The organism is Paraburkholderia sp. 31.1, assembly GCF_014397645.1.
GTDB lineage: Bacteria > Pseudomonadota > Gammaproteobacteria > Burkholderiales > Burkholderiaceae > Paraburkholderia > Paraburkholderia tuberum.
This window is the reverse complement of sequence record NZ_VZQN01000008.1, coordinates 142,247-168,013: the sequence shown is the minus strand read 5'-3', so window position 1 is coordinate 168,013 and position 25,767 is coordinate 142,247. Positions and strand designations below refer to the sequence as shown.

Genomic DNA, 25,767 nt, shown 5'->3' with positions numbered 1-25,767 from the left:
AGTACCGCAATTTGTCGTCCCCGTGCCTTTTTCCTCCACCGAAGATCAAAGCCACCACCGCCCCACCCATGACCTCAAACAATCGTCGTGATTTTCTGCGCTCGGCCGCGCAAGCCGCCGGTTCCTTCACCGCGTTGAGCATGCTGCCGCCGGGCATCCGCAATGCGCTCGCGATTCCGGCCAACAACCGGACCGGCACGCTCCGCGACGTCGAGCACATCGTCGTGCTGATGCAGGAGAACCGTTCGTTCGACCACTACTTCGGCACGCTCAAAGGCGTGCGCGGCTTCGGCGACACGCGCGCGATCAACCTCGCGAACGGCCAGCCGGTGTGGTATCAGCCGCAAACCGCCGATGCCAGCGGTGCCAGCTACGTACTGCCGTTCCGTCCGGGCGCGCCGAACCTCGGCCTGCAATTCCTGCAGGATCTCGCGCACGACTGGGGCTCCACGCACGCCGCATGGAACGGCGGCCGCAACGATCAGTGGGTACCGTCGAAAGGCGCGACCACGATGGCCTACCTGACGCGCGACGACATCCCGTTCCACTATCAGCTCGCCGACGCATTCACGATCTGCGACGCCTACCACTGCTCGCTGATGGGCCCGACCGATCCGAATCGCTACTACATGTGGAGCGGCTGGGTCGGCAACGACAGCAGCGGCGGCGGTCCGGTAATCGACAATTCGGAACTCGGCTACGGCTGGTCGACCTACCCCGAAGTGCTGCAGAACGCGGGCATCTCGTGGAAGATCTATCAGGACATCGGCACCGGGCTCGACGCGAACGGCTCGTGGGGCTGGACGCAGAACGCGTACATCGGCAACTACGGTGACAACTCGCTGCTGTATTTCAATCAGTACCGCAACGCGCAGCCGGGCAACCCGCTGTACGACAACGCGCGGACCGGCACCAACGCGGCCAACGGCGACGGCTACTTCGACATTCTCAAGCGCGACGTGCAGAACGGCACGCTGCCGCAGGTGTCGTGGATCGTCGCGCCCGAAGCGTACAGCGAGCATCCGAACTGGCCGACCAACTACGGCGCGTGGTACATCGATCAGGTGCTGCAGATCCTCACGTCGAACCCGGACGTGTGGAGCAAGACCGTGCTGCTGATCAACTACGACGAAAACGACGGCTTCTTCGATCACATCGCCGCACCGTTCGCGGCCGCGTCGAGCGCGAACGGTTTGTCGACCGTCGACATCACGCACGAAATCTATGCCGGCGATGCGAAGAACGTCGCCGGGCCGTACGGGCTCGGACCGCGCGTGCCGATGCTGGTGGTTTCGCCGTGGTCCAAAGGCGGCTACGTGTGCTCGGAAGTGTTCGACCATACGTCGGTGATCCGCTTCATCGAAAAGCGCTTCGGCCAGCAGCACAATCTCGGCGAATCGAACATCACGCCGTGGCGTCGCGCGGTGTGCGGCGATCTGACCTCCGCGTTCAACTTCGCGAATCCGAACGCGTCGGTGCCCTCGCTGCCGGGCACGAGCGGCTACGTGCCGGCCGACCAGAACCGTCACCCGGACTACGTGCCGCAACCGCCGACGGTGCAGACGGTGCCGAAGCAGGAAGCGGGCGTGCGCCCGGCGCGCGCGTTGCCGTACGAACTGTTCGTGCGCGTCGACGAAGGCTCGAACGGCAAGCTGACGATGCGCTTCGTCAACACGGGCCGCGCGGGCGTGGTGTTCCTCGTGTACGCGGCCAATAGCGCCGACGCGCCGCGCAGCTATACCGTCGAAGCGGGCAAGCATCTGCAGGACGCGCTGCTGCTCAACGCCGACGGCAGCTACGACTTCAGCGTGCACGGGCCGAACGGCTTCCTGCGCCGCTTCGCGGGCAAGGTGGTCGCACGGAACTGGTGGAATGGTTCGGACACCGCACGGCCGGCCGTCGCCGAAGGCTACGATGTCGCGAACGGCAATCTGCAACTGCGGCTCGAGAACGTCGGCAGCGCGCGTTGCCAGTTCACGATCGTCAACGCGTACGACGCGAGCCATGTGATCAAGCGTTCGGTACGCGGCGGCGACACCGACAATCTGTACCTCGATCTGCGCAACGCATACGGCTGGTACGATCTCGCGATCACCGTCGATACGGACCCGACGTTCGCGCGCCGCATCGCCGGTCATGTCGAGACGGCAAACAACAGCATGAGCGATCCGGCGCTGGGCGGCTGAGCGTCGCTGTAACCCAACGCTGCAAAAGCAACGGCCGCTGGCTCTTCGAGCACAGCGGCCGTTCTTTATCCAGCTCTCGAACGCAAACCCGCAATCGCGCGCGAGCGTCTACGATTCGAAATCGAGCCCGCCGATCAACGTAACCGGCTCACCCTGCGTGTGCGTGGAGAAATCGAGTTCGCGCGCCTGGGTCCACGCATTGAGCTTGCGCGGCAGCGCGGCCAGATATCTGGCGAAACGCGTCGCGCCCTGCTCGCCCATCAGCCTTTCTATTTCGTCGCTGTCCCAGGTCAGATACAGATTCAACGGATGCGGGTAATGACCGAGCTCATCGAGCGGCGTGGCGTGAATCCGCACGCGGGTGGGCTGACCCTGTTCGCCATGCGGCAACACGTCGGTGTGCACGGTCTTTGCGATACACGCGGCGATCGCCTCGGCAATGCGCGGCGCGAACTCCTGGTCGAAACGCATTGCACTCTCGGGGCGCATCCAATCTCTCCGCTGTGATTCCCATCGTGGGTTGGTCATCGTAGCAGACTCAGTTTTTCGCCGGTGAGATCGCGTCCGGACCGTGCGTCACCGCCTCGCGCAGCGTCTTGCGGATCACCTTGCCGGTGGCCGTCATCGGCAGGCTTTCGACGAAGCGAATCTCGCGCGGATATTCGTGCGCGGCCAGACGCGTCTTCACGTGCTGCTGGATCTCGCGCACGAGTGCATCGTCGCCGACGAAACCCGCTTTCAGCACGACGAACGCCATCACGATTTCGGTGCGCTCACGATCGGGGGCGCCGACCACGGCCGCCATCGCGACGGCCGGATGACGCAGCAGCGAATCCTCGATCGACGCCGGCCCAATCCGGTAACCGGCGCTCGTGATCACGTCGTCGCCACGGCCGACGAAGCGAATGAAGCCGTCCGCGTCGCGCGTGCCGAGATCGCCGGTCAGCAGAAACCTGCCGCGGAATTTGTCGTTGGTGGCCGCAACGTTCCGCCAGTAGCCGAGAAACATCACCGGATCGGGCGCGGCCACCGCGATATCGCCGATCGCGCCGGGCGGCAGCTCGTTGCCGGCGGCATCGACGATCGCGACATGGTGCCCCGGCACCGCGCGCCCGATCGCGCCGAAGCGCGGCTCGAACAGCGCCGCGCACGACGACACCACGACGTTGCACTCGGTCTGCCCGTAGAACTCGTTGATCGTCACGCCGAGTGCGTCGCGCCCCCAGCCGATCAGTTCCTCGCCCAGCGATTCGCCGCCGCTCGCGACCGATTGCAACGCGAGACGCAGATGGGCGGGCCGCTCGACGCCGCGCATCATCTTCAGCGTGGTCGGCGGTAGAAACGCATGGGAGACCGCGTGACGCGCGAGCAGATCGAACGCGGCGTGGCCGTCGAATTTCGCAAAACGGCGCGCCAGCACCGCGACACCGTGATGCCACGATGGCAGCAGCACGTCGAACAGACCGCCGATCCACGCCCAGTCCGCGGGCGTCCACATCAGCGTCGCGCGCGCGGGAAAGCCCTGCTGCGACATCTCCACGCCGGGCAGGTGCCCGAGCAATACGCGATGCCCGTGCAACGCGCCCTTCGGTTTTCCGGTCGTGCCCGACGTATAGATGATGATCGCCGGATCGTCCGCGGCGGTGTCGGCCGGCGTGAACTCGGCGCAAGCGCCATTCAACGCCTGCCAGAACGACCGCACGGGCGCGTCCGATGCTTCGTCATCCTGCTCGATATCGACACTGAACACGTGTCGCAACCCGGGCAGCGCGCCGCGAATTTCGGCGATCTTTTGCACGCCGGCGTGATCGGTGATCAGCGCGAGCGCGCCGCTGTCGCCGAGCCGATGCTCGATCGCGTCCACGCCGAACAGCGCGAACAGCGGCACCGCGACCATGCCGGCCTTGTAGGCCGCGAGATGCGCGATGGCCGTTTCGATCGATTGCGACAGAAAGATGCCGATGCGCTCGCCGCGCCGCGCGCCCGCCGCGAGCAGCGCATTGGCGAAGCGGTCGGACAGGGCTTTCAGTTCGTCGAACGTATAACGGGTCGCGCGGCCGTCGGCGTCTTCGTAGATCAGCGCGAGACGCCCCGAGCCATCGGCCCACTTGTCGCATGTGTCGACGCCGATGTTGTAGCGCGGTGGAATACGCCACGCGAATCTGGCCGTGAGCGAATCGTAAGTCTCGCCGTCGAGGTTCATCGGGTCTCCTGGATATCGTCGTTGTCGCTGCATGGCGTGATGCATGGTCCGTCGCTTGCTGCCTCTGCGCGCATGGCCGGTGTTCCGCAGTTTAGCCCACGACCTTGCGCACTCGGTTGATGCGTTGCCGTGCGCAACTGAATTCGCCAGATACGACATAGTCCCGCTCATAATCGCCGACTCGTGGCGCTGAACTCAACGTTTTGCGACAACTCCTGTGCGATTCAAGCCCTTTACATCTGACCTGTGCCGTGCCCGTCTAGGATCGTTACACAGGTTCGGCGCGCATGTTGCGCCGCACGATCGCTACCGGATGACATATGCGCAAGGCAAGGTTTGCATCGTTCTGGCATGGCCCGGAACTTTCTCCCTACGAGATCGCCTGTCTGAATTCGTTCACGCTGTACGGCAGCGAGGTCGCGCTCTATAGCTACGAGCCGATCGACACTCTGCCGCCCGGCGTGATCGCGAAGGACGCGACCACGATACTGCCGCGCGACTCGCTGAACGACTTCCCGATTCACGGCGTGCCGTCGATGCAGCATTTCACCGACTATTTCCGCTTCGTGATGTTCACGAAGACCGATGAGATCTGGGTCGATACCGACATGCTGCTGCTACGCGATTTCGATCTCAACGCCAAGGGCGATCTGATCGGCCGGGAAACCCAGTCGAGCATCTGTAATGCGATTCTGAGGCTCGATCCGGATCAGCCGCGCTTGCACGAGGCGATCGAACGGGTCGAGGCGATGAAAGGCCGGGCACTGAAGTGGGGCGACACCGGCCCGCGTCTGCTGACCGCCATCTACGGCGTGAAGGCCGGTCTTCCCGAAAGCCTGTTCTATCCGGTGCACTTCAACGATTACTACAAGGTGTTCCTGCCGCGCTATTTCGACGAGTGCGCGGCGCTCTGTTCCAATGCGTACACGCTGCATCTGTGGAACAACCGGGTGGTCAAGATGGGCCTGTTCAAGCGCATCGGCCCCCCCGTTGGGTCGCTCCTGCACCACGTGTTCGAGCAAACCGGCGCCAACACGCTGTTTCGCGAGTTTTATCCGGCGAGCGTGATGCAGGCGATGATCGACAACGCGGTGGGCAAAGTCGGTAGCGACGAAGGCGTGCGCAAGCTGCTGCGCGTCGGCGTGCCGATGGTCACGACGGCCATCGCGCGCAGACTCGGCGCCTGAGTTCGCAGCTTCAGTTCGCGCCGCCCCTGCCCGAGACCTGCGCCTGCTCCAGCACGAAGTCGATGAACGTCGCCGCCGCGCGCGTGTGATGCCGATCCGGCATGTACAGCATGTACATGTGCGTGCCGAAGATGCTGAGCCGCCAGGCATCGAGCGCGGTCAGCACGGCGCCGAGCTTCAGATCGTCCTGCACCACGTAGTCGGGCACGAGTCCGACACCGAGACCGGCCAGCACCGCCTGGCGCAAAAATAGAAAGTTTTCCGAAATAATCGTCGGTTCGAGCAGGACTTCATGACGCTCGTCGCGCAGATACGCGGCGAGCCGCAACTGCTTGCCGATCACGGCCGCGGTAATCAGCGGCGCGGTGCGCAGGTCGTCGAGCGTCGCGGGCAGGCCGTGTGTCCGCGCGAATTCGGGGGATGCGCAGGCCACGTACCGGACTGGCCCCATGTCCCGCGCGACGAGGTTTTGCGGCGGCTCCGACATCACGCGCACCGCGATGTCGATCTCGTCGCGCATCAGATCCTCGACACGGTTCTCGAACATCACATCGAGCACGATACCCGGATACAGCCGCTTGAACGCGATCAGCCAGTCGGACATCACAAGCTGGCCATAGCCGCTCGGCACGCTGAGCCGCACGCGCCCCTGCAGGCTCTGGCCCAGTGTCGTCACCGACTCGCGCGCGGCCAGCAGCGCGTTGCGGATCGTGCGGCCGTGCTCGTAGAGCCGCAGACCGATCTCGGTCGCCTCGACGCGACGCGTGGTGCGGCGCACCAATTGCAGGCCGACCGAACGCTCGAGCTGATTCAGGTGATAGCTGACGTTCGCGCGGCTCATCTTGAGCCGGCGTGCCGCTTCGCTCAGATTGCCGGCGTCGAGGATGTCGACGAGCAGGGTCAGCGAGTTGATGTCCATCGCCCAGTCTTTGTCAAAATAATTTTGACAGTCTGTCAATCAACGGTGTGATTGTCAATGAACGTTGACCACTCCAGAATGGGACGATCCGGCGCGCCTCGCCATCCTCGAATGGAGACACCTACGATGACCCTTTCCTCCTCAGCCGACGTCGTCACGCGCGAATTGCACGGCAAGATCCTGCTCGTCACGATCGACCACGCGCCGGTCAACGCGCTATCCGCCCACGTGCGGCGCGGCCTGCTGGCCGCGATCGAAACCGCCGACGCCGACCGCGCGGTCGAAGCCGTGCTGATCGTCGGCGCGGGGCGCAACTTCATCGCCGGTGCCGATATTCGCGAGTTCGGCAAGCCGCCGGTGCCGCCTTCGCTGCCGGACGTGTGCAACCGCATCGAGGCATGCACGAAACCCGTGATTGCCGCGCTGCATGGCGCGGCGCTCGGCGGCGGGCTCGAAGTGGCGCTCGCCGCGCATTACCGGATCGCCGTCGACGGCGCGAAGCTCGGCCTGCCCGAAGTGCAGCTGGGTCTGCTGCCTGGCGCGGGCGGCACGCAACGCACGCCGCGTCTGATCGGCGCACCGGCGGCGCTCGACCTGATGCTGAGCGGCCGTCACGCGAGCGCGAAGGAGGCGCTCGCGCTCGGCCTCGTCGACCGTCTCGGCGACAGCGGCGACATCCTCGCCGAAGGGCTCGCCTACGCGCACGAGCTGCTCGCCGCGCACGCGCCGGTACGCCGCACGCGCGACGCCGCCGCATTGATCGATCGCGCCGCGAGCCGCGCCGCCGTCGCGAAAGCGCGTGACGAAACCGCGAAGAAAGCGCGCGGCCTGTTCTCGCCGCTGAAAATCGTCGATGCCGTCGAAGCCGCGATCGAACAGCCCTTCGAGGAGGGCTTGAAGCTCGAACGCAAGCTGTTCCTGCAATGCCTCGACAGCCCGCAGCGCGCCGGCCTGGTTCACGCATTCTTCGCCGAGCGCGAAGTGCTGAAGGCGCCCGAAACGCGCGACGCGAAACCGCGCGCGCTGGAGGCGATCGGCGTGATCGGCGGCGGCACGATGGGCGCCGGCATCGCGGTCGCAGTGCTCGACGCGGGGCTGCCCGTCACGCTGATCGAACGCGACGAAGCGGCGCTCGCGCGTGGCCGCGCGCACATCGACAAGGTCTACGACGGGCTGGTCGCCCGGGGCCGCCTCACGGCTGAGAAGAAAGCCGCGACCATGGCGCGCTGGAGCGGCAGCACGTCGTACGATGCGCTTGCTCACGCCGACCTCGTGATCGAAGCCGTGTTCGAAGATCTCGACGTCAAAAAGGCCGTATTCGCCGAGCTCGATCGCGTCTGCAAGTCCGGTGCGGTGCTCGCGACCAACACGTCGTATCTGGACATCGACGCGATCGCAGCCAGCATCTCGCGCCCCGCCGACGTAATCGGCCTGCACTTCTTCTCGCCCGCCAACATCATGAAGCTGCTCGAAGTCGTGGTGCCGAAGCAGGTCAGCGCCGACGTCGTCGCGACCGCGTTCGAGTTCGCGAAGAAGCTGCGCAAGACGCCGGTGCGCGCCGGCGTGTGCGACGGCTTCATCGGCAATCGCCTGCTTGCCGTGTACCGCGCCGCCGCGGACGCGCTGATGGAAGACGGTGCATCGCCGTATCAGATCGACGCGGCGGTGCGGGCGTTCGGCTTGCCGATGGGCCCGTTTCAGGTGGTCGATCTCGCGGGCGGCGACATCGGCTGGGCGGCGCGCAAACGCCGCGCGGCCACGCGCGACCCGAACGCGCGCTACGTGCAGATCGCCGACCGCCTGTGCGAGCGCGGCTGGTTCGGCCAGAAGACCGGCCGCGGATTCTATCTGTACCCCGAAGGATCGCGCGGCGGCATGCCCGATCCCGAAGTCGAGGCGATCATCGACGCCGAGCGTGCGCGCGCGGGCATCACGCCGCGCAGCTTCACCGACGAGCAGATCATGCGCCGCTATCTGGCCGCGATGATCAACGAAGGCGCGAACGTCGTCCACGAAGGTATCGCGCTGCGCCCGCTCGACGTCGACGTGACCCTGCTGTACGGCTACGGCTTTCCGCGCTACCGCGGCGGTCCGATGAAATACGCGGATAGCGTCGGCCTGCCGACGATTCTCGCCGACATCCGCGAGTTCGCGAAGGAAGACCCGCTGTTCTGGCGGCCGTCGCCGCTGCTCGTCGATCTGGTCGAGCGCGGCGCGGATTTCGCGAGCCTGAACACGACGGCCTGAACCACCACGAACACTGACGGAACGACTGCGATGGATCTGAACTTCACCTCCGAGGAAGAAGCGTTTCGCGCCGGCGTGCAGGCGTTTCTGCGCGACAAGCTCCCGCGACGTCTCGCCGGCAAGGTGCACGGCGGGCGACGTCTGACGCGCGGCGACATGGCCGAGTGGCACGCGATTCTGAACGCGCAAGGCTGGCTCGCGAATCACTGGCCGAAAGAGTACGGCGGCCCGGGTTGGAGCGCAGTGCAGAAATTCATCTTCGAAAACGAATGCGCACTCGCCGGCGCGCCACGCGTCGTGCCGTTCGGCGTCAACATGCTCGGGCCGGTGCTGATCAAGTACGGCAGCGAGGCGCAGAAGCGTCACTGGCTGCCGCGCATTCTCGATGGTTCCGACTGGTGGTGCCAGGGCTATTCGGAGCCGGGCGCGGGCTCCGATCTCGCTTCGGTCAAGACGACGGCAGTGCGCGGCAAGGACGCGCAGGGCGAGCACTACCTCGTCAATGGCCAGAAGACGTGGACCACACTCGGTCATTACGCGAACATGATCTTCTGCCTCGTGCGCACCGCGACCGACGTGCGCAAACAGGAAGGCATCAGCTTTCTGCTGATCGACATGAACACGCCGGGCGTCGAAGTCCGGCCGATCATCACGCTCGACGGCGAGCACGAGGTCAATGAAGTGTTCTTCACCGACGTGCGCGTGCCGGTCGGAAATCTCGTCGGCGAAGAAAACAAGGGCTGGACCTACGCGAAATATCTGCTTACGTACGAGCGCACCAATATCGCCGGCGTCGGCTTTTCCGTCGCCGCCTTCAACCGTCTGCGCAAGATCGCCGCGACACAGCTGCGCAACGGCCGGCCGCTCGCCGAGGATCCGGCGTTCGCGGCACGCATGGCGCGCGTCGAGATCGATCTCGAGAACATGAAGACGACCAATCTTCGGGTGATCGCGGCCGTGGCGGGCGGCGGCGTGCCCGGTGCCGAGAGTTCGATGCTGAAGATTCGCGGCACGGAGATCCGTCAGGAGATCTCGTCGCTGACGCGGCGTGCGATGGGCGCTTATGCGCAGCCATTCGTCGAGGAAGCGCTGCACGAAGGCTTCGACGGCGTGCCGGTCGGCCCCGACGAAGCCGCGAGTGCCGCGTCGCAGTACTTCAATAATCGCAAGCTGTCGATCTTCGGCGGCTCGAACGAAATCCAGAAGAACATCATTTCCAAAATGATCCTCGGACTGTAAGAGGCGCACGTCATGAATTTCCAGCACACCGAAGAGCGCCGCATGCTGGCGGATACGCTGAATCGGTTTATCAGCGAGCAGTACGGCTTCGCGACGCGCGATGAAATCGCACGCTCGACGCAAGGCTTCAGCACCGAATTATGGGCACGCTTCGCGGAGCTTGGCGTGATCGGCGCACTGTTCGACGAAGCGAGCGGCGGTTTTGGCGGCGGCGGGTTCGATATTTCCGTGGTGTTCGAGAGTATCGGCCGCGGGCTCGTCGTCGAACCGTTTCTCGATACGCTGGTCGTCGGCCGGGCGATCGCTCGCAGCGGCGGCGACGTGCAGAATGCGGCGCTGGGTTCGTTGATCGACGGCTCGCGGATCGTTGCGCTCGCGCATGGTGAACCGGACAGTCATTACGAGCTTGCCCGGGTCGCGACGACGCGCGCGCGCCGCAGCGTAAATGGCAACAGCGGCGTGTGGACGTTGCATGGCGCAAAGGCCGTCGTTCAGCATGGCGAGCATGCTCAGGTGTTCCTCGTCTCGGCACGCACGAGCGGCGAGGACGATGCCGAAGCCGAAGCCGAAGCCGAAGCCGGCATCACGCTATTTCTGGTGCCGAGGGACGCGACGGGTGTGAGCGTGCGCGGCTACCGCAAGATCGACGGAGGACGCGCGGCCGAAGTGACGTTCGACGACGTCACGCTCCGCGACGACACCGTGCTCGGCTCAGTGGATCACGGCTTTGCGACGCTCGAATATGCGGTGAGTTGCGGCGTGCTCGCGCTGTGCGCGGAAGCGGTCGGCGCAATGGACGTCGCGAAAGACTACACGCTCGACTATCTGCGCACGCGCAAGCAGTTCGGCGTGCCGATCGGCAGCTTCCAGGCGTTGCAGCATCGCATGGCCGATTTGCTGCTCGAAATCGAGCAGGCGCGCTCGGCGGTGATCAACGCGGCGGCGGCGCTCGACGGCGAACGAAACGCGCGCGAGCGCGCGGTGTCGGCGGCGAAGTACAGCATCGGCCGGATCGGCACGCGAGTCGCGGAGGAATGCATCCAGTTGCACGGCGGGATCGGTATGACGTGGGAACTGCCGCTCGCGCATTACGCGAAGCGGCTCGTGATGATCGATCATCAGCTTGGGGATGAGGATCATCATCTGGAGCGGTTTGTGGCGTTGGGGGCTCAAGGGCGGTGATTCGTGTGCGCTTGCGAATGCGAACGCGTGCCGGTGACAAGTCTGCCAGATTGCACTCGCCTATTCTTGAGGAGCTGAGCCTGCCAAACGAATCAAAAAAGTTGACCGATGCCGGATGGACTGCATTGCGGATGCTCGAGGGCGCAACCCGCAGTGGACTGCCCGCCAGTGAGGTCGACGCGGCCCTGTCGCATTGCGACGCGAATCAGATGAGCATGAATCTGTGCGGGTGGCGCGATCAGATCGTCGCGGAGCAGAAGCTGGAGCAGGTCGTCAAGGGCAAGGCCGCGGTGTCGGCGAGTTGCAAAGCGGCGATCGAGAAGAGGCTCACCGCGTGGAAAACGCGCCGTGACGCCAACTGCAAAAAATCGGCTTCTCGAGAATGGGGCGGCGGGTCGATGCTGCCCACGGCGGTCGCGATGTGCAAGACAGCCGAAACCGAGCGCATAAGCAAAGCAATCGAGGCTTCGGGATGCAGATGAGCTTGGGCGAAGCGTTGACAGCGGGAAACGCTGCCCCGCGCGACGGACAAGAAAAAAGGACTTACGGCTTTCACCGTAAGTCCTTTTGATCTTTTTGGTCGGGGCGAGAGGATTTGAACCTCCGACCACCTGCACCCCATGCAGGTACGCTACCAGGCTGCGCTACGCCCCGAACAGAAGAAAATTATAACAGACACTTCATTCGATTAGAACCGCTCGACACGAACAAAGCGAACAAGTCCATGAACTAGTGGCCCAGCAGATCGATTACGTTCTGCAGTTCCTGGCGTAACTTCTCGACATCGACCGCAACCGTTGCCGCCGATGCCTGCACCTGACCCGCGACTCCGGCGGTAGCCTCACCCTCTTCGAGCACCGCATCCGGCCCACCGCCGCCATGCGAATCGAGCCGGTTGCGCGCCCCGTTGATCGTAAAACCCTGCTCGTACAGCAACTCTCGAATCCGCCGGATCAGCAGCACCTCGTGATGCTGATAATACCGACGATTGCCGCGCCGCTTGACCGGCCTCAACTGGGTGAACTCCTGCTCCCAGTAACGCAGCACGTGAGGCTTTACCCCACAAAGTTCGCTGACCTCACCAATCGTGAAGTACCGCTTCGCCGGAATCGGAGGCAAGACGACTTTTTCGATCGTCGCTGTCATCGTCAGTTAGCCGTGATGGGTTGCCCGAAAGCGCGCCAGTCAATCAGCGCGCGAGAAGCTCGCTTCGGCGCCGTTTTCGACGAGCGCCTTCAGTTTTTGACTTGCATGAAACGTCACCACGCGACGTGCCGCAATCGGAATCGCCTCGCCCGTCTTCGGATTTCTGCCGGGACGCTGCGGCTTGTCGCGCAACTGGAAGTTGCCGAAGCCCGACAGCTTCACGCTGTCGCCGCTCTCGAGCGCATCGCGGATCACCTCGAAGAACGCCTCGACCATGTCCTTCGCTTCCCGCTTGTTGAGCCCGACATTGTCGAACAGCAACTCGGCAAGTTCCGCCTTGGTGAGTGTCGGCGTTTCATTGGAAACGACGGCGGATGATGTCGGAATATCTCGAATCATGGCGCTGCGTTGCGCCGTAAGAAGGGCTTCGAAATCACTCGAGTTCATTTCATTCATATCTATCAAATGGCGCGCCAAGCGTAAAACAATGGATGCGGAAACAGCCGTGCAATTGTTAAATGCGGGTTATCCGCGCAACCGTGCGCCATATACTCGAGCTAGACGTTCCACCAGAGTTTGAATAGCCAGATCGACCGTTTCATCCTGAAGGGTTCCGCCAGTATCTTGCAAGGTCACCCGGAACGCAAGGCTTTTCTCGTGCGCGGCCAGACCACCGGAAGTGTTTGATTTTGGACGAAATTCGTCGAAAAGTGCAACCTTCTGGACAGCCTTGCAGCCCGGTTCGGACTGGGCCTTCTGAAGCTCGTCGAGCAGCGCCTGAACCTCGATTTTCTGATCGACGACCACCGCGATATCACGTCGTACCGGCGGGAATTTTGAAACTTCCGACGGAATCGGCAATACCCGTTGCATTAATGCTTCCGCTTCGATTTCAAACAGAATCGGCGCATGCGGCAAATCATATTTTTGCATCCAGCGCGGATGCAATTCGCCAATCCAGCCCACTGCGCGACCATTCAATTCGATCCGCGCGCTGCGTCCCGGATGCAGCGCCGGATGCTCGGCCTGTACGAACCGCGCGAGCGCCGGTGCGACCAGCGCTTCGAGGTCGCCCTTCACGTCGAAGAAGTCGACGGCACGCGTCGGTGCGCCCCACTGCTCGTCGAGCGCGGGCCCATAGGCGAGCGCGCCGATCATCTTCGGCTGCGCGAAACCTTCGACGGTCAGCTCGCCGGCCTTGATCGACGGATCGTGCAGGAATACGCGACCTGCTTCAAACACGCGCACGCGGTCCGCCGCGCGACGGTTCAGATTCGTGCGCAACACATGAATCAGGCTGCCGAACAACGTCGTGCGCATCACCGACAGCTGGCTCGCGATCGGGTTGATCAGACGCACGGGGTTGCTGTTGCCTGCGAAGTCCCGCTCCCACTCGGCGTCGACGAAGCTGAAGTTCACCGTTTCCGCGTAGTCGCGCGCGGCGAGCGCATGACGGATCGCGTGGATGGAGCGTTGCGTCTCGTTGGTCGCGCGCATTTCGCTGGTCGCGACCGGCGGGCGCGCCGGAATCTTTTCGAAGCCGTGGATACGCGCGACCTCTTCGATCAGGTCCTCTTCGATTTCGATATCGAAGCGGTACGACGGCGGCATCACCGAGAACGTATCGCCGTCACGCTCGAACGAGAGGCCGAGGCGCGTGAAGATCTGCGCGATTTCATCGACACCGATCGCGACGCCGATGATGCGGTTCGCGCGCGAAACGCGCATCTTCACGGGCGCGCGCTTCGGCACGTTGACGATCTGATCGTCGACCGGACCCGCTTCGCCGCCGCAGATGTCGAGGATCAGCTGCGTGATGCGCTCGATATGATCGACGGTCGTCGCGTAGTCGACGCCGCGCTCGAAGCGATGGCCTGCATCGGTCGAAAAGTTGTACTTGCGCGAGCGACCACGAATGCTGTCGGGCCACCAGAACGCGGCCTCGAGATAGATGTGGGTGGTGTCGAGCGTGACCGCGGTGCTGTCGCCGCCCATGATGCCCGCGAGGCTTTCGATATGCTGCTCGTCGGCGATCACACCGACCGTTTCGTCGAGCTCGACCGTGTTCCCGTTCAGCAGCTTCAGCGTTTCGCCCTTGCGGCCCCAGCGTACGTCCATGCCGCCGTGGATCTTGTCGAGATCGAACACGTGCGACGGACGCCCCAGCTCGAGCATCACATAGTTCGAGATGTCGACGAGCGCGGAAATGCTGCGCTGGCCGGAGCGCTCGAGACGCTCGATCATCCATTGCGGCGACTTCGCGCGCGCATTGACGCCGCGGATCACGCGGCCCGAGAAACGGCCGCACAGATCGGGCGCGGAGATTTTCACGGACAGCGTTTCGTTGAGCGCGACCGGAGCCGGCTTGATTTCGAGCGGACGCAGCGGCGCTCCGGTAATCGCCGACGTTTCTCGCGCGACGCCGAATACCGACAGACAGTCGGCCTTGTTCGGCGTCAGCTTGATTTCAAAAACGGTGTCGTCGAGATTGAGCGTGTCGCGGATGTCCTGGCCGATCGGCGTGTCTTCCGGCAGGATCATCAGACCGCTGTGATCTTCGGAGAGCTTCAGCTCGCGCGCCGAGCACAGCATGCCCTGGCTTTCCACGCCGCGCAGCTTCGACAGCTTGATCGCGAACGGTGCGCCGCCCTCTTCGGCCGGCGGCAGTTGCGCGCCGACCAGCGCGACCGGCACCTTGATGCCGGGCGCAACATTCGGCGCGCCGCACACGATGTTGAGCGTCGCGCCGGTGCCAGCGTCGACCTGACACACGTTGAGCTTGTCCGCATCCGGGTGCTTGACGACTTCCAGCACCTGGCCGACGACGATCTTCGAGGTCGGCGGCGCGGCCGTCCGCAGGTCTTCGACTTCGAGACCCGCCATCGTCAACGCGTGCGACAGCTCGTCGGTGGTCAGTTGCGGATCGACAAAAGTTCTGAGCCAGGATTCCGGAAATTGCATGGTTCTGTGTACGTTGTGATCAGGTTAGGTCCACGTCCGGCAGATGCTTCGTAAAGCCCGGTGGTCTTGCGCCGGTTCAGCGAGCTCTGCCGGGGACGCTCGCGGCGCGCACCAGGTGCGCTGCCGCGATTTATGCTTCGTCGCGCTCGCTCGTGCCGGGTCACGCGAATTGACGCAGGAATCGCAGGTCGTTTTCGAAAAACAGGCGCAGGTCCTGCACGCCGTAACGCAGCATCGTGAGACGCTCGAGGCCACTGCCGAAAGCGAAGCCGATGTAGCGCTCCGGGTCGAGACCCATGTTGCGGATCACAGTCGGATGCACCTGGCCGGAGCCCGAAATTTCGAGCCACTTGCCCGCGTTCTTGCCCGTTTCGAACTGCATGTCGATCTCGGCCGACGGTTCGGTAAACGGGAAATACGACGGACGGAAGCGCACGAGAATGTCGTCGCGCTCGAAGAATTTCTTCAGGAAGTCGGTATAGACGCCCTTCAGGTCCGCGAAGCTGATGTTCTCGTCAATCCACAGGCCTTCGACCTGGTTGAACATCGGCGAATGCGTCGCGTCGCTATCCACGCGATACGTGCGGCCCGGCACGATCACCTTGATCGGCGGCGTGTTGGTGCGCGCGTAGCGCACCTGCATCGGGCTCGTATGCGTGCGCAGCAGCAGCGGGCGGCCGTCGGCATCCTTGCCGTCGACGTAGAAGGTGTCCTGCATCGAACGCGCCGGATGGTTTTCCGGGCTGTTCAGCGAGGTGAAGTTGTACCAGTCGGTTTCGATCTCGGGGCCGTCGGCCACGTCGAATCCGATCGTACGGAAAATCTGTTCGACGCGCTCCCAGGTGCGCATCACCGGGTGCAGGCTACCTGCATTGGCGCCGCGGCCCGGCAGCGTGACGTCGATCGCTTCAGCAGCGAGACGCTGGTTCAGAAGTGCGTCGGCGAGCGCCTGACGACGTGCCGTCAGCGCGGCATCGACCTGTTGCTTGACGAGGTTGATCCGTGCGCCTTCGGTCTTGCGCGTTTCGGGATCGAGTTTGCCAAGGCCCTTCAACAGCTCGGTCAGCGCACCCGCCTTACCGAGAAAGCGCGCTTTCTCGTTCTCGAGGGTGGTGACGTCGGGGGCTTCTGCGAAGGCTTTTTGCGCGTCGGCGACAATCTGGTCCAGATCCATTGATCCCATCATTTCAACGTCAGTGTTCTATCGAAACAAAACTGGTTCTACCAACAAAAACGGGGCTCGGTGAGGAGCCCCGTTTTTGTTGCAGCGTCACCGAGACTACCGGATGTTCGCTGCAACGAACCACGCAGTTTTAATTGCCAGAAGCGCAATCAGGCTGCAACGGCGGCTTTCACCTGCTGAACGATCGCAGCAAAAGCAGCCTTGTCGAACACAGCCATGTCGGCCAGCACCTTACGGTCCAGTTCGATCGACGCCTTCTTCAGGCCGTTGATGAACACGCTGTACGTCATGTCGTGCTGACGCACCGCCGCGTTGATACGCGTGATCCATAGTGCGCGGAACACACGCTTCTTGTTGCGGCGGTCGCGGTAGGCGTATTGGCCTGCGCGCATGACCGCCTGCTTGGCGATGCGATAGACGTTATTGCGACGGCCGCGGTAACCCTTGGCCAGCTTGATGATCTTCTTGTGACGGGCCCGTGCGGTAACCCCACGTTTTACTCGAGGCATGTTTCGCTCCTATGAGTGTCGGTTAAGGGTTAAGCGAACGGCAGCATTGCGCGAACGGAGTTCAGATCGGAATCATGAACTGCCGTGGAGCCGCGCAGATGGCGTTTGTTCTTGGTGGTCTTCTTGGTAAGAATGTGACGCTTGAAGGCCTGACCGCGCTTGACGGTACCGCCCGGACGCACCACGAAGCGCTTTGCAGCGCTCTTCTTGGTCTTCATCTTCGGCATGACAACTCCATTATTAGATGGACATGGGTGTGCGGTCGGCCAGATGGCCATTTCCCGCCCTTCGAAACCCATTCCACTTGGTATGCAGACCGCCGATACCGCCAGCGGCCGCTTTTCGGGAACCACTGCGCACTTGCATGCGCGACATTCCGAAACCTTCCGACACCAAGCCGGACACCCAGCACAGCATCAAACAACCTTGCGCCGCCGGAGCGCGCGCCACATGGCACGCCGTCGCTCCGGCCAACTGCTTCGCGCTTACTTCTTTTTCTTCGGAGCGAGCACCATGATCATCTGGCGCCCTTCCATTTTCGGCATCTGCTCGACCTGACCGACTTCGTCGAGGTCGGTGCGCAGGCGTTCGAGCATGCGCATGCCGATTTCCTGGTGAGCCATTTCGCGGCCCCGGAAACGCAACGTGATTTTCGTCTTGTCGCCGTCTTCGAGGAAGCGGACGAGGTTGCGCAGCTTGACGTTGTAATCACCGTCGTCGGTACCTGGGCGGAATTTGACTTCCTTGACCTGGATGACCTTCTGCTTGAGCTTGGCCTCGTGTTGCTTCTTCGCTTCCTGGTACTTGAACTTGCCGTAGTCCATCAAGCGGCAAACCGGCGGAACCGCTTGCGGAGCGATTTCGACCAGATCTACGTCCTGCTGTTCCGACATGCGGAACGCATCAGCGAGTTTCACGATGCCGAGCGGTTCGTTCTCGACGCCGACCAGTCGCACCTCGGGTGCTGTAATTTCACCGTTGATGCGGTGCGCAGACTTATCAGTAGCGATGTTACGTTTCCTCTAAAAATTAAAAAAAACGAGCCGGGTACCAAGTGGCTCAGTTGAACGACTGCACGTCCTGGCGCAGACGCTCAATGAAGGCGTCAACAGGCATTACACCCATATCGACACCACCACGGGCACGCACGGCTACCGTTTGCGCTTCACGCTCCTTGTCGCCGACCACCAACAGGTAGGGGACCTTTTCCAGCGTGTGCTCGCGTATTTTATAGCTAATCTTCTCGTTGCGCAAATCGGCCTCGACTCTAACCCCTTGTTTTTGCAACGATTGGGCTAGCGCCCGCGCGTATTCGGCCTGACTTTCCGCAATATTCACCACAACGACCTGTATCGGCGCGAGCCAAGCGGGCATCGCACCAGCATGGTGCTCGATCAGAATCCCGAGGAAACGCTCCATCGATCCGACGATCGCCCGGTGCAGCATGATCGGGCGACGGCGACTGTTGTCTTCGGCAACGTATTCGGCACCCAGCCGCTCCGGCAACACCATGTCGAGCTGCAGCGTACCGCACTGCCACGAGCGGCCGAGCGCGTCCTTGATGTGATACTCGACCTTCGGGCCGTAGAATGCACCCTCGCCGGGCAACTCTTCCCACGTGACGCCGCAGGCCGTCAGCGCCTCGCGCAGTCCCTGTTCCGCGCGATCCCAAGTTTCGTCGGTGCCGGCGCGCGCATCCGGGCGCAGTGACAGCTTGATCTCGACGTTATCAAAGCCGAAGTCGCGGTAGACGCTCATTGCCAGCGTGTTGAACGCGATCGATTCGCTGATGAACTGATCTTCGGTACAGAAAATATGCGCGTCGTCCTGCACGAAGCCGCGCACACGCATCAGTCCATGCAGCGCGCCCGACGATTCGTTGCGATGACACGAACCGAACTCCGCGTAACGCAGCGGCAGATCGCGATACGAGCGCAAACCGTGATTGAACACCTGCACGTGACCGGGGCAGTTCATCGGCTTGATCGCGTAGTCGCGCTTTTCCGATTCCGTCGTGAACATGTTTTCACGATAGTTCTGCCAGTGGCCCGACGCTTCCCACAGCGAGCGGTCCATGATCATTGGCGTCTTGATTTCCAGGTAGCCGGCGTCGTTCACGCGACGGCGCATGTACTGCTCGACTTGCTGCCACAGCGTCCAGCCGCGCGGATGCCAGAACACCATGCCCGGCGACTCGTCCTGCATGTGGAACAGGTCGAGCTGCTTACCAAGCTTGCGATGGTCGCGCTTCTCGGCTTCTTCGAGCATGTGGAGATACGCTTCCTGGTCTTCCTTCTTCGTCCAGGCCGTGCCGTAAATGCGCTGCAGTTGCTCGTTCTTCGAGTCGCCACGCCAGTACGCGCCCGCGACTTTCATCAGCTTGAAGACCTTCAGCTTGCCGGTGGACGGCACGTGGGGGCCGCGGCACAGGTCCGTGAAGCCGCCATGCGAGTACAGTTTTATTTCGTCGCTAGCGGGGATCGATTCGATGATCTCGGCCTTGTACTTTTCACCGATGCTCTTGAAGTACTCGACCGCTTCGTCGCGGGACACCACGCGACGCGACACCGGCTCGTCCCTCTTCGAGAGTTCCTGCATGCGCTTTTCGATCTTTTCGAGATCTTCCGGCGTGAAAGGACGGTTATAGGAGAAGTCGTAATAGAAACCGTTGTCGATGACCGGGCCGATCGTGACCTGCGCTTCCGGGTACAGATCCTTCACCGCGTACGCGAGCAGGTGCGCCGTCGAGTGGCGGATGATATCGAGACCGTCTGCGTCCTTCTCCGTGACGATGGCGAGCGCCACGTCGTGATCGATCAGCATGGACGTATCGACCAGCTCCCCGTCGATCTTGCCGCCGAGCGCGGCTTTCGCGAGACCGGGGCCGATCGAGGCGGCCACTTCGGCGACGGTCACCGGATGCTCGTACTGTCGAACAGAACCGTCAGGCAAACGTATCGAAACCATTGCGTTCTCCGTGGTGCCGACCGGCGGCGGCACATACAACCAGGGTCAAAAAGATAAAAAAAATGCGGCCCCGCTTTCGAGGGGCCGCATTCACATTTTATGCAAACTTCACTGGCGAAAGTGGTCCTCGACTAGCGTCGTTCCGAAGTGGTTTCGGTCAACGTTCGCGGTGTCATAACCGTATTCGCCTTTTTGCGCTCAAAGCGCTTACTGCAGTTTGCGAAACCCCAGCGAGGCCGGAATTTCATTTTCGTTGGTAGGCTCGATTGGACTCGAACCAACGACCCCCACCATGTCAAGGTGGTGCTCTAACCAGCTGAGCTACGAGCCTGAAGAAACGAGATTATATGGGGTATAGCGCAGCCTGGCAAGTACTTTTATGCGGCGACTTTAATCCGTCGCGCCACTAGCGGGGCTTTTTCCAACCGCCCGCGCCTCAGTTCTTGCGCGTCGCGCGCACGACACCCGTGATCTCGCCCAGCAGCGTGCACGCGCGCTGAATCTGCGCGGAGCTCGACACCTCGACGGTAAATTGCATGAACGCGGCATTGCGGCGCGATTGCGTCTTTACGCCGATCACGTTCATCTTTTCCCGCGCGAATACTTCGGAGATATCGCGCAGCAGACCTTGCCGGTCCGTCGCCTCGATGCTGAGGTCGACCGGGTAGACGGAATGGCCGCGGCCGCTCATCACGTCCGCCGACCACGCCGTCTGAAGCACGCGCTCCGGCGCGCGCTCCGCCATCCGGCGGAACGTCGCGCAGTCGCTGCGATGAACCGACATGCCCTTGCCTCGCGTAACGAATCCGCAGATGTCGTCGGGCGGCGCCGGCCGGCAGCAGCGCGCGAGCTGGGTGAGCAACGCATCGACGCCGACCACCAGCACCCCCGTGGATGCGCCGCGCGCGACGCTCGCGCCGCTGCTGCGTTTCTCGAACTTCTCCGGCGCATCGACCTCGGGCTCGGGCGGCGGCGCATCCTGCAACGCCTGCTCGACGAGCCTCAGACTGAACTCCTCCTTGCCGACCACGGAGAACAGGTCGTCGGTGGTCTTGAAACCGAGCCGCGCGGCCAGTTGATCGAGATTGACCGAGGTCTTGCCTTCGCGCTGCAGGGTTTTTTCAACCATCGCGCGACCGTTCGCGATGTGCTCCTGTAACTCCACCGCGTTGAACCATGCGCGCACCTTCTGCCGCGCGCGCGGGCTTTGCAGATAGCCAAGTTGCGGATTAAGCCAGTCGCGCGACGGACCGCCCTCCTTCACCGCCACGATCTCGACCGTCTGGCCGTTCTGCAGCGGCGTGTTGAGCGGCACCATCGCACCGTCGACGCGCGCGCCGCGGCAACGATGCCCAAGCTCGCTGTGCAGGTGAAATGCGAAGTCGATCGGCGTCGCGCCGTGCGGCAACGGAATCACGCGCGCCTGCGGCGTCAGCACGTAGATGTGATCGTCGTCGAGCGTGGCCTGGCGCAACTGCTCCCACGGCTGTGCCGAGCCCGCTTCGCCATGCTCGCCCTCGGAGACTTCGTCCTTCCACGCGAGCAGCTGTCTCAGCCAGGCGATCTTCTCGTCGTATTTCTCGCTCGCGGTGAACGTGCCGCCATAGCCGCGCGCACCCGCTTCCTTGTAGCGCCAGTGCGCGGCCACGCCGTATTCGGCGAAGCGATGCATTTCCTGCGTGCGGATCTGCACTTCGAACGCGCGGCCGTCGTCGCCGATCACGACGGTGTGCAGCGACTTGTAGCCGTTCGGCTTCGGCCGGGAGATGTAATCGTCGAACTCCTTCGGCACCGGCTGCCACAGGTTGTGCACGATGCCGAGCACGGTGTAGCAGTCCTTGATGTCCGGTACGATCACGCGAAACGCGCGCACGTCGTACAACTCGGCGAAGTCCAGCTCCTTGCCGCGCATCTTGCGCCAGATGCTGTAGATATGCTTCGGCCGACCGCTCACTTCCGCGCGGATATGCGCGGCGGCCAGCTCCTGCTGCAGGCGTTCGATCGCCTGCGCGACATAGCTCTCGCGCTCGACGCGCTTCTCGTCGAGCAGTTTCGCGATGCGCTTGTAGGTGTCCGGCTCCTCGAAACGGAACGCGAGGTCCTCGAGCTCCCACTTCAATTGCCAGATACCGAGGCGGTTCGCGAGCGGCGCGTAGATATCGAGCGTTTCGCGTGCGACGTCGGGCGACGGCGTGAGCTTCGCGGCCGCGTAGTAACGCAGCGTTTGCAGCCGCGACGCGAGGCGGATCAGCACGACGCGAATGTCCTGCGCGAACGCGAGCAGCATTTTGCGCAGCGCCTCGACCTGCACGCGGCGCGCAGCCTGCGCGTCACGCCCGGCCTCGGGCATCGCGTTTTGCGCCGCGCGCAAACTGACCGTGCCGAGCCGCAGCAGCTTGCGTACGTCGCCGACCAGTTGGGCGACTTCTTCGCCGAAGTCGTCGGCGATCACGCGCTCCGGATCGCGCAGATGCGGTGTCAGCGCAAACAGCGCAGCGGCCAGCACCGCCGGCGGATCGACGTTGAGCTTGCGCATGATCGACGCGGTGCCCGCCGCGTGATCCGCGAGAAATTCGCCCGACGACAGCCGCACCTCGCCCGCATGTTCGCGCACGAACGCCATCGCTTCGTCGAAGGAACGATGGGGATGAGGCGCGCTCGGAACGGTATCGGTGTTCATGGTGCGACGGCCCGCCGGGCCAGACGATTCAACGGAAAATCAACCACGGTGCTGCCGGACGGCCGCGACTCAGTTGCGCTGCGCCGCGATCACGACGATTTCGACGAGGCACTTCGGATTCGCGAGCTTTGCCTCGACGGTCGCGCGCGGCGGCGTGTCGCCCTGCGCGACCCACTCGTCCCACACGGCGTTCATGCCGGCGAAATGCGCCATGTCCGAGATATAGATCTGCACCGACAGCAACAGCGACTTGTCGCTGTTCGCTTCGGCGAGCAGACGGTCGATGTGGCCGAGCACTTCGCGCGTCTGGCCGGCGATATCCTGATCGTCGTCTTCGGCGATCTGACCCGCGAGGTACACGGTGCCGTTGTGCACGGCCATTTCCGAGAGACGCTTGCCGACGTGATAACGAATGACTGCCATGAAAAGTCCTGAGCTGAGGGGTTAATCGAACTACGTCCCACACGACACTGCCGATGAAATCGTCATGCGGAATTCAATATTATGACGCGTTCGCGGCCTAACCGATGAAGAACTCCCTCGCGAGCGCGATCTGGTCCGCCGCCAGGAACGCCGGCGCATGCCCGACGCCGGCGATCTCCACGCTCGATGCGGCACGCGCGGTCGACACCATCTTCGCGACCGTTTCACGCGACAGCAAATCCGACTGCTCGCCGCGCACCACCAGCACCGGCCCCTGGAACGACGCGAGCGAATGCCACAGCGCCGCCTCGCCGAGCTTCGCCGCTTCCTCGGTGACCGCCGCGAACGGCTGCGCGATGCGCGGGTCATAGCGCAGCACCCATGCGCCGTCCTCTTCGCGCAGCAACGGCGTATTGATTTCGCGCCATTCGTCCGGAGTCAGCGGTCCGAAGCTCTGCGCGAGCTGCGCGGCATAGTCAACGCCCTGCTGCAGCGTTTCGAAGCGTGCGGGCTTGCCAAGGTAATCGCCGATGCGCGTGACCGCGACCGGCTCCAGATGCGGCCCGACGTCGTTCAGCAGCAGCTTGCGGATCGGCGTGTCCGGCAGGCCGGCGAGCCCCATGCCGATCAGGCCGCCCATCGAGGTGCCGAACCAGTCGACGGTGTCGACGTCGAGCCGCGCGATCAGTGTGACCATGTCGGCGACGTACTGCGGCACCGCGTATAAGTTGGGGTTCGCGAGCCACGACGACAAGCCCCGGCCAACCACGTCCGGGCACACCACGCGATAGGTGTCCGCGAAGTTGGCGGCGAGGCGGTCGAAATCGCGCCCCGATCGCGTGAGTCCGTGCACGCACAGCAACACGCGCGGATTGTCCGGGTCGCCCCACTCGGTATAGGCGACGCGATGCAGGCCGGCAGCGCTCGCGCACCGCACGTAACGTTGACGCGGCGCGGGCCGCCCGGTGGTGGAAGCGGAAGTCGTTGCGGTCATCTGGTGTCCTTGCAAAGACGCTGCGGATTGGGCTGCGAACGATTGTAAACCGCTTCGTCGCGCGGCAAGCATCGGCCAGAAGGCTTAGGAAGGTCGATCCAACCGTCCGGCGCATCCGCCGCCGCGCGCCAAAAACAGAACGGGCGAGACTCACGTCTCGCCCGTCCGGAACACACCGTTGCCGCCGCGCGGTCGCGCCGACGGGCGCAGCGACGTTTCAACCCGCGTCAGCTCACCGCGCTCACATCGAGCGGCGCGCCGGTTTTCGCCTTGATTTCGTCGACGCTCACACCCGGCGCGAGTTCGGTCACTTTCAAGCCGTTTTCGGTCACTTCGATCACGCCGAGATCGGTGATGATCTCGTCGACCACACCCACGCCCGTCAGCGGCAGCGTGCATTCTTCGAGGATCTTGTGCTGATCGCCCTTCGCGACGTGCTCCATCAGCACGACCACGCGCTTGACGCCGGCGACCAGGTCCATCGCGCCGCCCATGCCCTTGATCATCTTGCCCGGGATCATCCAGTTCGCGAGATCGCCCTTCCTGCTGATCTGCATCGCACCGAGAATCGCGAGATTGATGTGGCCGCCGCGAATCATCGCGAACGAATCCGCCGAAGAGAAAATCGACGAACCGGGCAGCGTCGTCACCGTTTGCTTGCCGGCGTTGATCAGGTCGGCGTCGACTTCGTCTTCGGTCGGCGACGGGCCGATACCGAGCAGACCGTTCTCCGACTGCAGCCACACTTCGACGCCCGCCGGCACGTGGTTCGCGACCAGCGTCGGCAAGCCGATGCCGAGGTTCACGTAAAAGCCGTCCTGCAGTTCCTTCGCCGCGCGCGCGGCCATTTCGTCACGAGTCCATGCCATGATCAGTCTCCTTTCGCGCGGACGACGCGTTGTTCGATGCGTTTTTCCGGATGCGCATTCAGCACGATGCGCTGCACGAAGATGCCAGGCGTATGGATCGCGTCCGGATCGAGTTCGCCCACTTCGACGATCTCTTCGACTTCCGCGACGGTGATGCGGCCCGCCATCGCGCACATCGGATTGAAGTTGCGCGCGGTGCGGCGATAGATCAGGTTGCCGGCCTTGTCGGCCTTCCATGCCTTGACGAGCGCGACATCGGCGGTCAGCGAATGTTCGAGCACGTAGTGGTTCTCGCCGAACTGGCGGGTTTCCTTGCCCTCGGCGATCTGCGTGCCGTAGCCGGTGTTCGTGAAAAACGCCGGGATGCCCGAGCCGCCCGCGCGCAGCTTCTCGGCGAGCGTGCCTTGCGGCGTGAATTCGAGCTCGAGTTCGCCGGCCAGGTACTGGCGTTCGAACTCCTTGTTTTCGCCGACGTACGACGAGATCATCTTCTTGATCTGACGCGTCTCGAGCAGCAGGCCGAGGCCGAAACCGTCGACGCCCGCGTTGTTGCTGATGCACGTGATGCCCTGCACCTTCGAATCGCGCAGCGCTGCGATCAGCGCCTCAGGAATGCCGCACAACCCGAAGCCGCCGACGGCGAACGTCTGCCCGTCCTTGACGATGTCCTTCAGCGCCTCGGCGGCGCCTGGATAGACCTTGTTCATCTGTATGTCCCTTCCTCTATGGAAACCCGAAACGTGTACGCAGGCCGCCGGATCATTGCGGCTGATATCGCAACGGGCGAACTTCACGTCGCCTCACGATACCGCTACGTCATTCTAGTCATCCGCGGCTTGAGCCGCGTTGTCATCTGCCCGAAAGAGTACGCT

Annotated in this window: 22 protein-coding genes and 2 tRNA genes; 6 read left to right on the top strand and 18 right to left on the bottom strand. The window is 63.2% G+C overall.

Features of this window, described 5'->3' with window-relative positions:
- Positions 1 to 68 precede the first annotated feature (68 nt).
- Entirely contained in the window at positions 69 to 2,186 is a 2,118-nt protein-coding gene (locus tag F6X37_RS08000) for a phosphocholine-specific phospholipase C (RefSeq protein WP_187610905.1), read from the top strand.
- A gap of 108 nt (positions 2,187 to 2,294) precedes the next feature.
- Here the strand turns inward: F6X37_RS08000 and F6X37_RS07995 are convergent, their stop codons facing one another.
- Positions 2,295 to 2,675 (bottom strand): DUF5594 family protein, encoded by a 381-nt coding sequence (locus F6X37_RS07995; RefSeq protein WP_090800962.1) that lies wholly within the window; start codon positions 2,673 to 2,675, stop codon positions 2,295 to 2,297.
- Between the two features lie 49 nt (positions 2,676 to 2,724).
- On the bottom strand, positions 2,725 to 4,389 hold the full coding sequence (locus F6X37_RS07990; protein ID WP_187610904.1) for an acyl-CoA synthetase: 1,665 nt from the start codon (positions 4,387 to 4,389) through the stop codon (positions 2,725 to 2,727).
- A 320-nt stretch (positions 4,390 to 4,709) separates the two neighbouring features.
- Here F6X37_RS07990 and F6X37_RS07985 point away from each other — a divergent pair, with 320 nt between their 5' ends.
- The gene (locus F6X37_RS07985) at positions 4,710 to 5,576 is read left to right on the top strand and encodes a hypothetical protein (protein WP_184063706.1); all 867 of its coding nucleotides are present in this window, start codon (positions 4,710 to 4,712) and stop codon (positions 5,574 to 5,576) included.
- 10 nt (positions 5,577 to 5,586) lie between these two features.
- Here the strand turns inward: F6X37_RS07985 and F6X37_RS07980 are convergent, their stop codons facing one another.
- Entirely contained in the window at positions 5,587 to 6,495 is a 909-nt protein-coding gene (locus F6X37_RS07980) for a LysR family transcriptional regulator (protein ID WP_187610903.1), read from the bottom strand.
- A 126-nt stretch (positions 6,496 to 6,621) separates the two neighbouring features.
- Between F6X37_RS07980 and F6X37_RS07975 the strand changes: the two genes are divergently transcribed.
- Genes F6X37_RS07975 through F6X37_RS07960 form a run of 4 tightly spaced genes read left to right on the top strand, consistent with a single transcriptional unit; the run spans position 6,622 to position 11,645 of the window.
- Entirely contained in the window at positions 6,622 to 8,742 is a 2,121-nt protein-coding gene (locus F6X37_RS07975) for a 3-hydroxyacyl-CoA dehydrogenase NAD-binding domain-containing protein (protein ID WP_187610902.1), read from the top strand.
- 30 nt (positions 8,743 to 8,772) lie between these two features.
- Positions 8,773 to 9,981, top strand: coding sequence for an acyl-CoA dehydrogenase family protein (locus F6X37_RS07970; RefSeq protein ID WP_187610901.1), 1,209 nt, complete (start codon positions 8,773 to 8,775; stop codon positions 9,979 to 9,981).
- Positions 9,982 to 9,993: 12 nt separating this feature from the next.
- On the top strand, positions 9,994 to 11,163 hold the full coding sequence (locus F6X37_RS07965) for an acyl-CoA dehydrogenase family protein (protein WP_187610900.1): 1,170 nt from the start codon (positions 9,994 to 9,996) through the stop codon (positions 11,161 to 11,163).
- Positions 11,164 to 11,180: 17 nt separating this feature from the next.
- On the top strand, positions 11,181 to 11,645 hold the full coding sequence (locus F6X37_RS07960) for a lysozyme inhibitor LprI family protein (RefSeq protein ID WP_262419835.1): 465 nt from the start codon (positions 11,181 to 11,183) through the stop codon (positions 11,643 to 11,645).
- A 95-nt stretch (positions 11,646 to 11,740) separates the two neighbouring features.
- On the opposite strand, the gene F6X37_RS07955 is transcribed toward F6X37_RS07960, so the two are convergent.
- The 15 genes from F6X37_RS07955 to F6X37_RS07885 all read right to left on the bottom strand — a co-directional run bounded on the left by F6X37_RS07955 (position 11,741) and on the right by F6X37_RS07885 (position 25,602).
- A tRNA-Pro gene (locus F6X37_RS07955) sits at positions 11,741 to 11,817 on the bottom strand.
- A gap of 75 nt (positions 11,818 to 11,892) precedes the next feature.
- Positions 11,893 to 12,309: a MerR family transcriptional regulator gene (locus F6X37_RS07950; RefSeq protein ID WP_187610899.1), complete on the bottom strand. Its 417-nt coding sequence runs from the start codon at positions 12,307 to 12,309 to the stop codon at positions 11,893 to 11,895.
- A gap of 39 nt (positions 12,310 to 12,348) precedes the next feature.
- Entirely contained in the window at positions 12,349 to 12,765 is a 417-nt protein-coding gene (locus F6X37_RS07945) for an integration host factor subunit alpha (protein WP_090800976.1), read from the bottom strand.
- Between the two features lie 69 nt (positions 12,766 to 12,834).
- On the bottom strand, positions 12,835 to 15,270 hold the full coding sequence (pheT, locus tag F6X37_RS07940; RefSeq protein WP_187610898.1) for a phenylalanine--tRNA ligase subunit beta: 2,436 nt from the start codon (positions 15,268 to 15,270) through the stop codon (positions 12,835 to 12,837).
- A gap of 160 nt (positions 15,271 to 15,430) precedes the next feature.
- The gene (gene pheS / locus F6X37_RS07935; RefSeq protein ID WP_187610897.1) at positions 15,431 to 16,444 is read right to left on the bottom strand and encodes a phenylalanine--tRNA ligase subunit alpha; all 1,014 of its coding nucleotides are present in this window, start codon (positions 16,442 to 16,444) and stop codon (positions 15,431 to 15,433) included.
- A 158-nt stretch (positions 16,445 to 16,602) separates the two neighbouring features.
- Positions 16,603 to 16,962: a 50S ribosomal protein L20 gene (rplT, locus tag F6X37_RS07930; protein ID WP_006052502.1), complete on the bottom strand. Its 360-nt coding sequence runs from the start codon at positions 16,960 to 16,962 to the stop codon at positions 16,603 to 16,605.
- Positions 16,963 to 16,991: 29 nt separating this feature from the next.
- Complete coding sequence (gene rpmI / locus F6X37_RS07925; RefSeq protein ID WP_006052501.1) at positions 16,992 to 17,189, bottom strand: 50S ribosomal protein L35; 198 nt, start codon at positions 17,187 to 17,189, stop codon at positions 16,992 to 16,994.
- 258 nt (positions 17,190 to 17,447) lie between these two features.
- Entirely contained in the window at positions 17,448 to 17,972 is a 525-nt protein-coding gene (gene infC / locus F6X37_RS07920) for a translation initiation factor IF-3 (protein ID WP_075643713.1), read from the bottom strand.
- A gap of 49 nt (positions 17,973 to 18,021) precedes the next feature.
- Entirely contained in the window at positions 18,022 to 19,929 is a 1,908-nt protein-coding gene (gene thrS / locus F6X37_RS07915) for a threonine--tRNA ligase (RefSeq protein WP_187610896.1), read from the bottom strand.
- 254 nt (positions 19,930 to 20,183) lie between these two features.
- Positions 20,184 to 20,260: transfer RNA gene (locus tag F6X37_RS07910), tRNA-Val, on the bottom strand.
- A 105-nt stretch (positions 20,261 to 20,365) separates the two neighbouring features.
- A complete protein-coding gene (locus F6X37_RS07905) occupies positions 20,366 to 22,609 on the bottom strand; it encodes a RelA/SpoT family protein (protein ID WP_187610895.1) in 2,244 nt (747 codons plus the stop codon).
- Positions 22,610 to 22,678: 69 nt separating this feature from the next.
- Positions 22,679 to 23,032: a RidA family protein gene (locus F6X37_RS07900; RefSeq protein WP_184021856.1), complete on the bottom strand. Its 354-nt coding sequence runs from the start codon at positions 23,030 to 23,032 to the stop codon at positions 22,679 to 22,681.
- A gap of 97 nt (positions 23,033 to 23,129) precedes the next feature.
- Positions 23,130 to 24,026 (bottom strand): alpha/beta fold hydrolase, encoded by an 897-nt coding sequence (locus F6X37_RS07895; RefSeq protein ID WP_187610894.1) that lies wholly within the window; start codon positions 24,024 to 24,026, stop codon positions 23,130 to 23,132.
- Positions 24,027 to 24,253: 227 nt separating this feature from the next.
- Positions 24,254 to 24,895, bottom strand: a complete 642-nt coding sequence (locus tag F6X37_RS07890; RefSeq protein WP_184021841.1) for a CoA transferase subunit B — start codon at positions 24,893 to 24,895, stop codon at positions 24,254 to 24,256.
- Between the two features lie 2 nt (positions 24,896 to 24,897).
- Positions 24,898 to 25,602, bottom strand: a complete 705-nt coding sequence (locus F6X37_RS07885) for a CoA transferase subunit A (protein WP_090800989.1) — start codon at positions 25,600 to 25,602, stop codon at positions 24,898 to 24,900.
- Between the last annotated feature and the right edge of the window lie 165 nt (positions 25,603 to 25,767).

Excerpts from the sequence above, each read along its gene's own strand:
- thrS (WP_187610896.1), bottom strand. The coding sequence starts at position 19,929 with ATGGTTTCGATACGTTTGCCTGACGGTTCTGTTCGACAGTACGAGCAT.
- pheS (WP_187610897.1), bottom strand. The coding sequence starts at position 16,444 with ATGGATCTGGACCAGATTGTCGCCGACGCGCAAAAAGCCTTCGCAGAA.
- pheT (WP_187610898.1), bottom strand. The coding sequence starts at position 15,270 with ATGCAATTTCCGGAATCCTGGCTCAGAACTTTTGTCGATCCGCAACTG.
- F6X37_RS07980 (WP_187610903.1), bottom strand. The coding sequence starts at position 6,495 with ATGGACATCAACTCGCTGACCCTGCTCGTCGACATCCTCGACGCCGGC.
- rpmI (WP_006052501.1), bottom strand. The coding sequence starts at position 17,189 with ATGCCGAAGATGAAGACCAAGAAGAGCGCTGCAAAGCGCTTCGTGGTG.
- F6X37_RS07985 (WP_184063706.1), top strand. The coding sequence starts at position 4,710 with ATGCGCAAGGCAAGGTTTGCATCGTTCTGGCATGGCCCGGAACTTTCT.
- F6X37_RS07945 (WP_090800976.1), bottom strand. The coding sequence starts at position 12,765 with ATGAATGAAATGAACTCGAGTGATTTCGAAGCCCTTCTTACGGCGCAA.
- F6X37_RS07970 (WP_187610901.1), top strand. The coding sequence starts at position 8,773 with ATGGATCTGAACTTCACCTCCGAGGAAGAAGCGTTTCGCGCCGGCGTG.
- F6X37_RS07995 (WP_090800962.1), bottom strand. The coding sequence starts at position 2,675 with ATGCGCCCCGAGAGTGCAATGCGTTTCGACCAGGAGTTCGCGCCGCGC.
- F6X37_RS07900 (WP_184021856.1), bottom strand. The coding sequence starts at position 23,032 with ATGGCAGTCATTCGTTATCACGTCGGCAAGCGTCTCTCGGAAATGGCC.
- F6X37_RS07895 (WP_187610894.1), bottom strand. The coding sequence starts at position 24,026 with ATGACCGCAACGACTTCCGCTTCCACCACCGGGCGGCCCGCGCCGCGT.
- rplT (WP_006052502.1), bottom strand. The coding sequence starts at position 16,962 with ATGCCTCGAGTAAAACGTGGGGTTACCGCACGGGCCCGTCACAAGAAG.
- F6X37_RS07905 (WP_187610895.1), bottom strand. The coding sequence starts at position 22,609 with ATGAACACCGATACCGTTCCGAGCGCGCCTCATCCCCATCGTTCCTTC.
- F6X37_RS08000 (WP_187610905.1), top strand. The coding sequence starts at position 69 with ATGACCTCAAACAATCGTCGTGATTTTCTGCGCTCGGCCGCGCAAGCC.
- F6X37_RS07950 (WP_187610899.1), bottom strand. The coding sequence starts at position 12,309 with ATGACAGCGACGATCGAAAAAGTCGTCTTGCCTCCGATTCCGGCGAAG.
- F6X37_RS07975 (WP_187610902.1), top strand. The coding sequence starts at position 6,622 with ATGACCCTTTCCTCCTCAGCCGACGTCGTCACGCGCGAATTGCACGGC.
- F6X37_RS07965 (WP_187610900.1), top strand. The coding sequence starts at position 9,994 with ATGAATTTCCAGCACACCGAAGAGCGCCGCATGCTGGCGGATACGCTG.
- F6X37_RS07960 (WP_262419835.1), top strand. The coding sequence starts at position 11,181 with ATGCGAACGCGTGCCGGTGACAAGTCTGCCAGATTGCACTCGCCTATT.
- F6X37_RS07885 (WP_090800989.1), bottom strand. The coding sequence starts at position 25,602 with ATGAACAAGGTCTATCCAGGCGCCGCCGAGGCGCTGAAGGACATCGTC.
- F6X37_RS07990 (WP_187610904.1), bottom strand. The coding sequence starts at position 4,389 with ATGAACCTCGACGGCGAGACTTACGATTCGCTCACGGCCAGATTCGCG.
- F6X37_RS07890 (WP_184021841.1), bottom strand. The coding sequence starts at position 24,895 with ATGGCATGGACTCGTGACGAAATGGCCGCGCGCGCGGCGAAGGAACTG.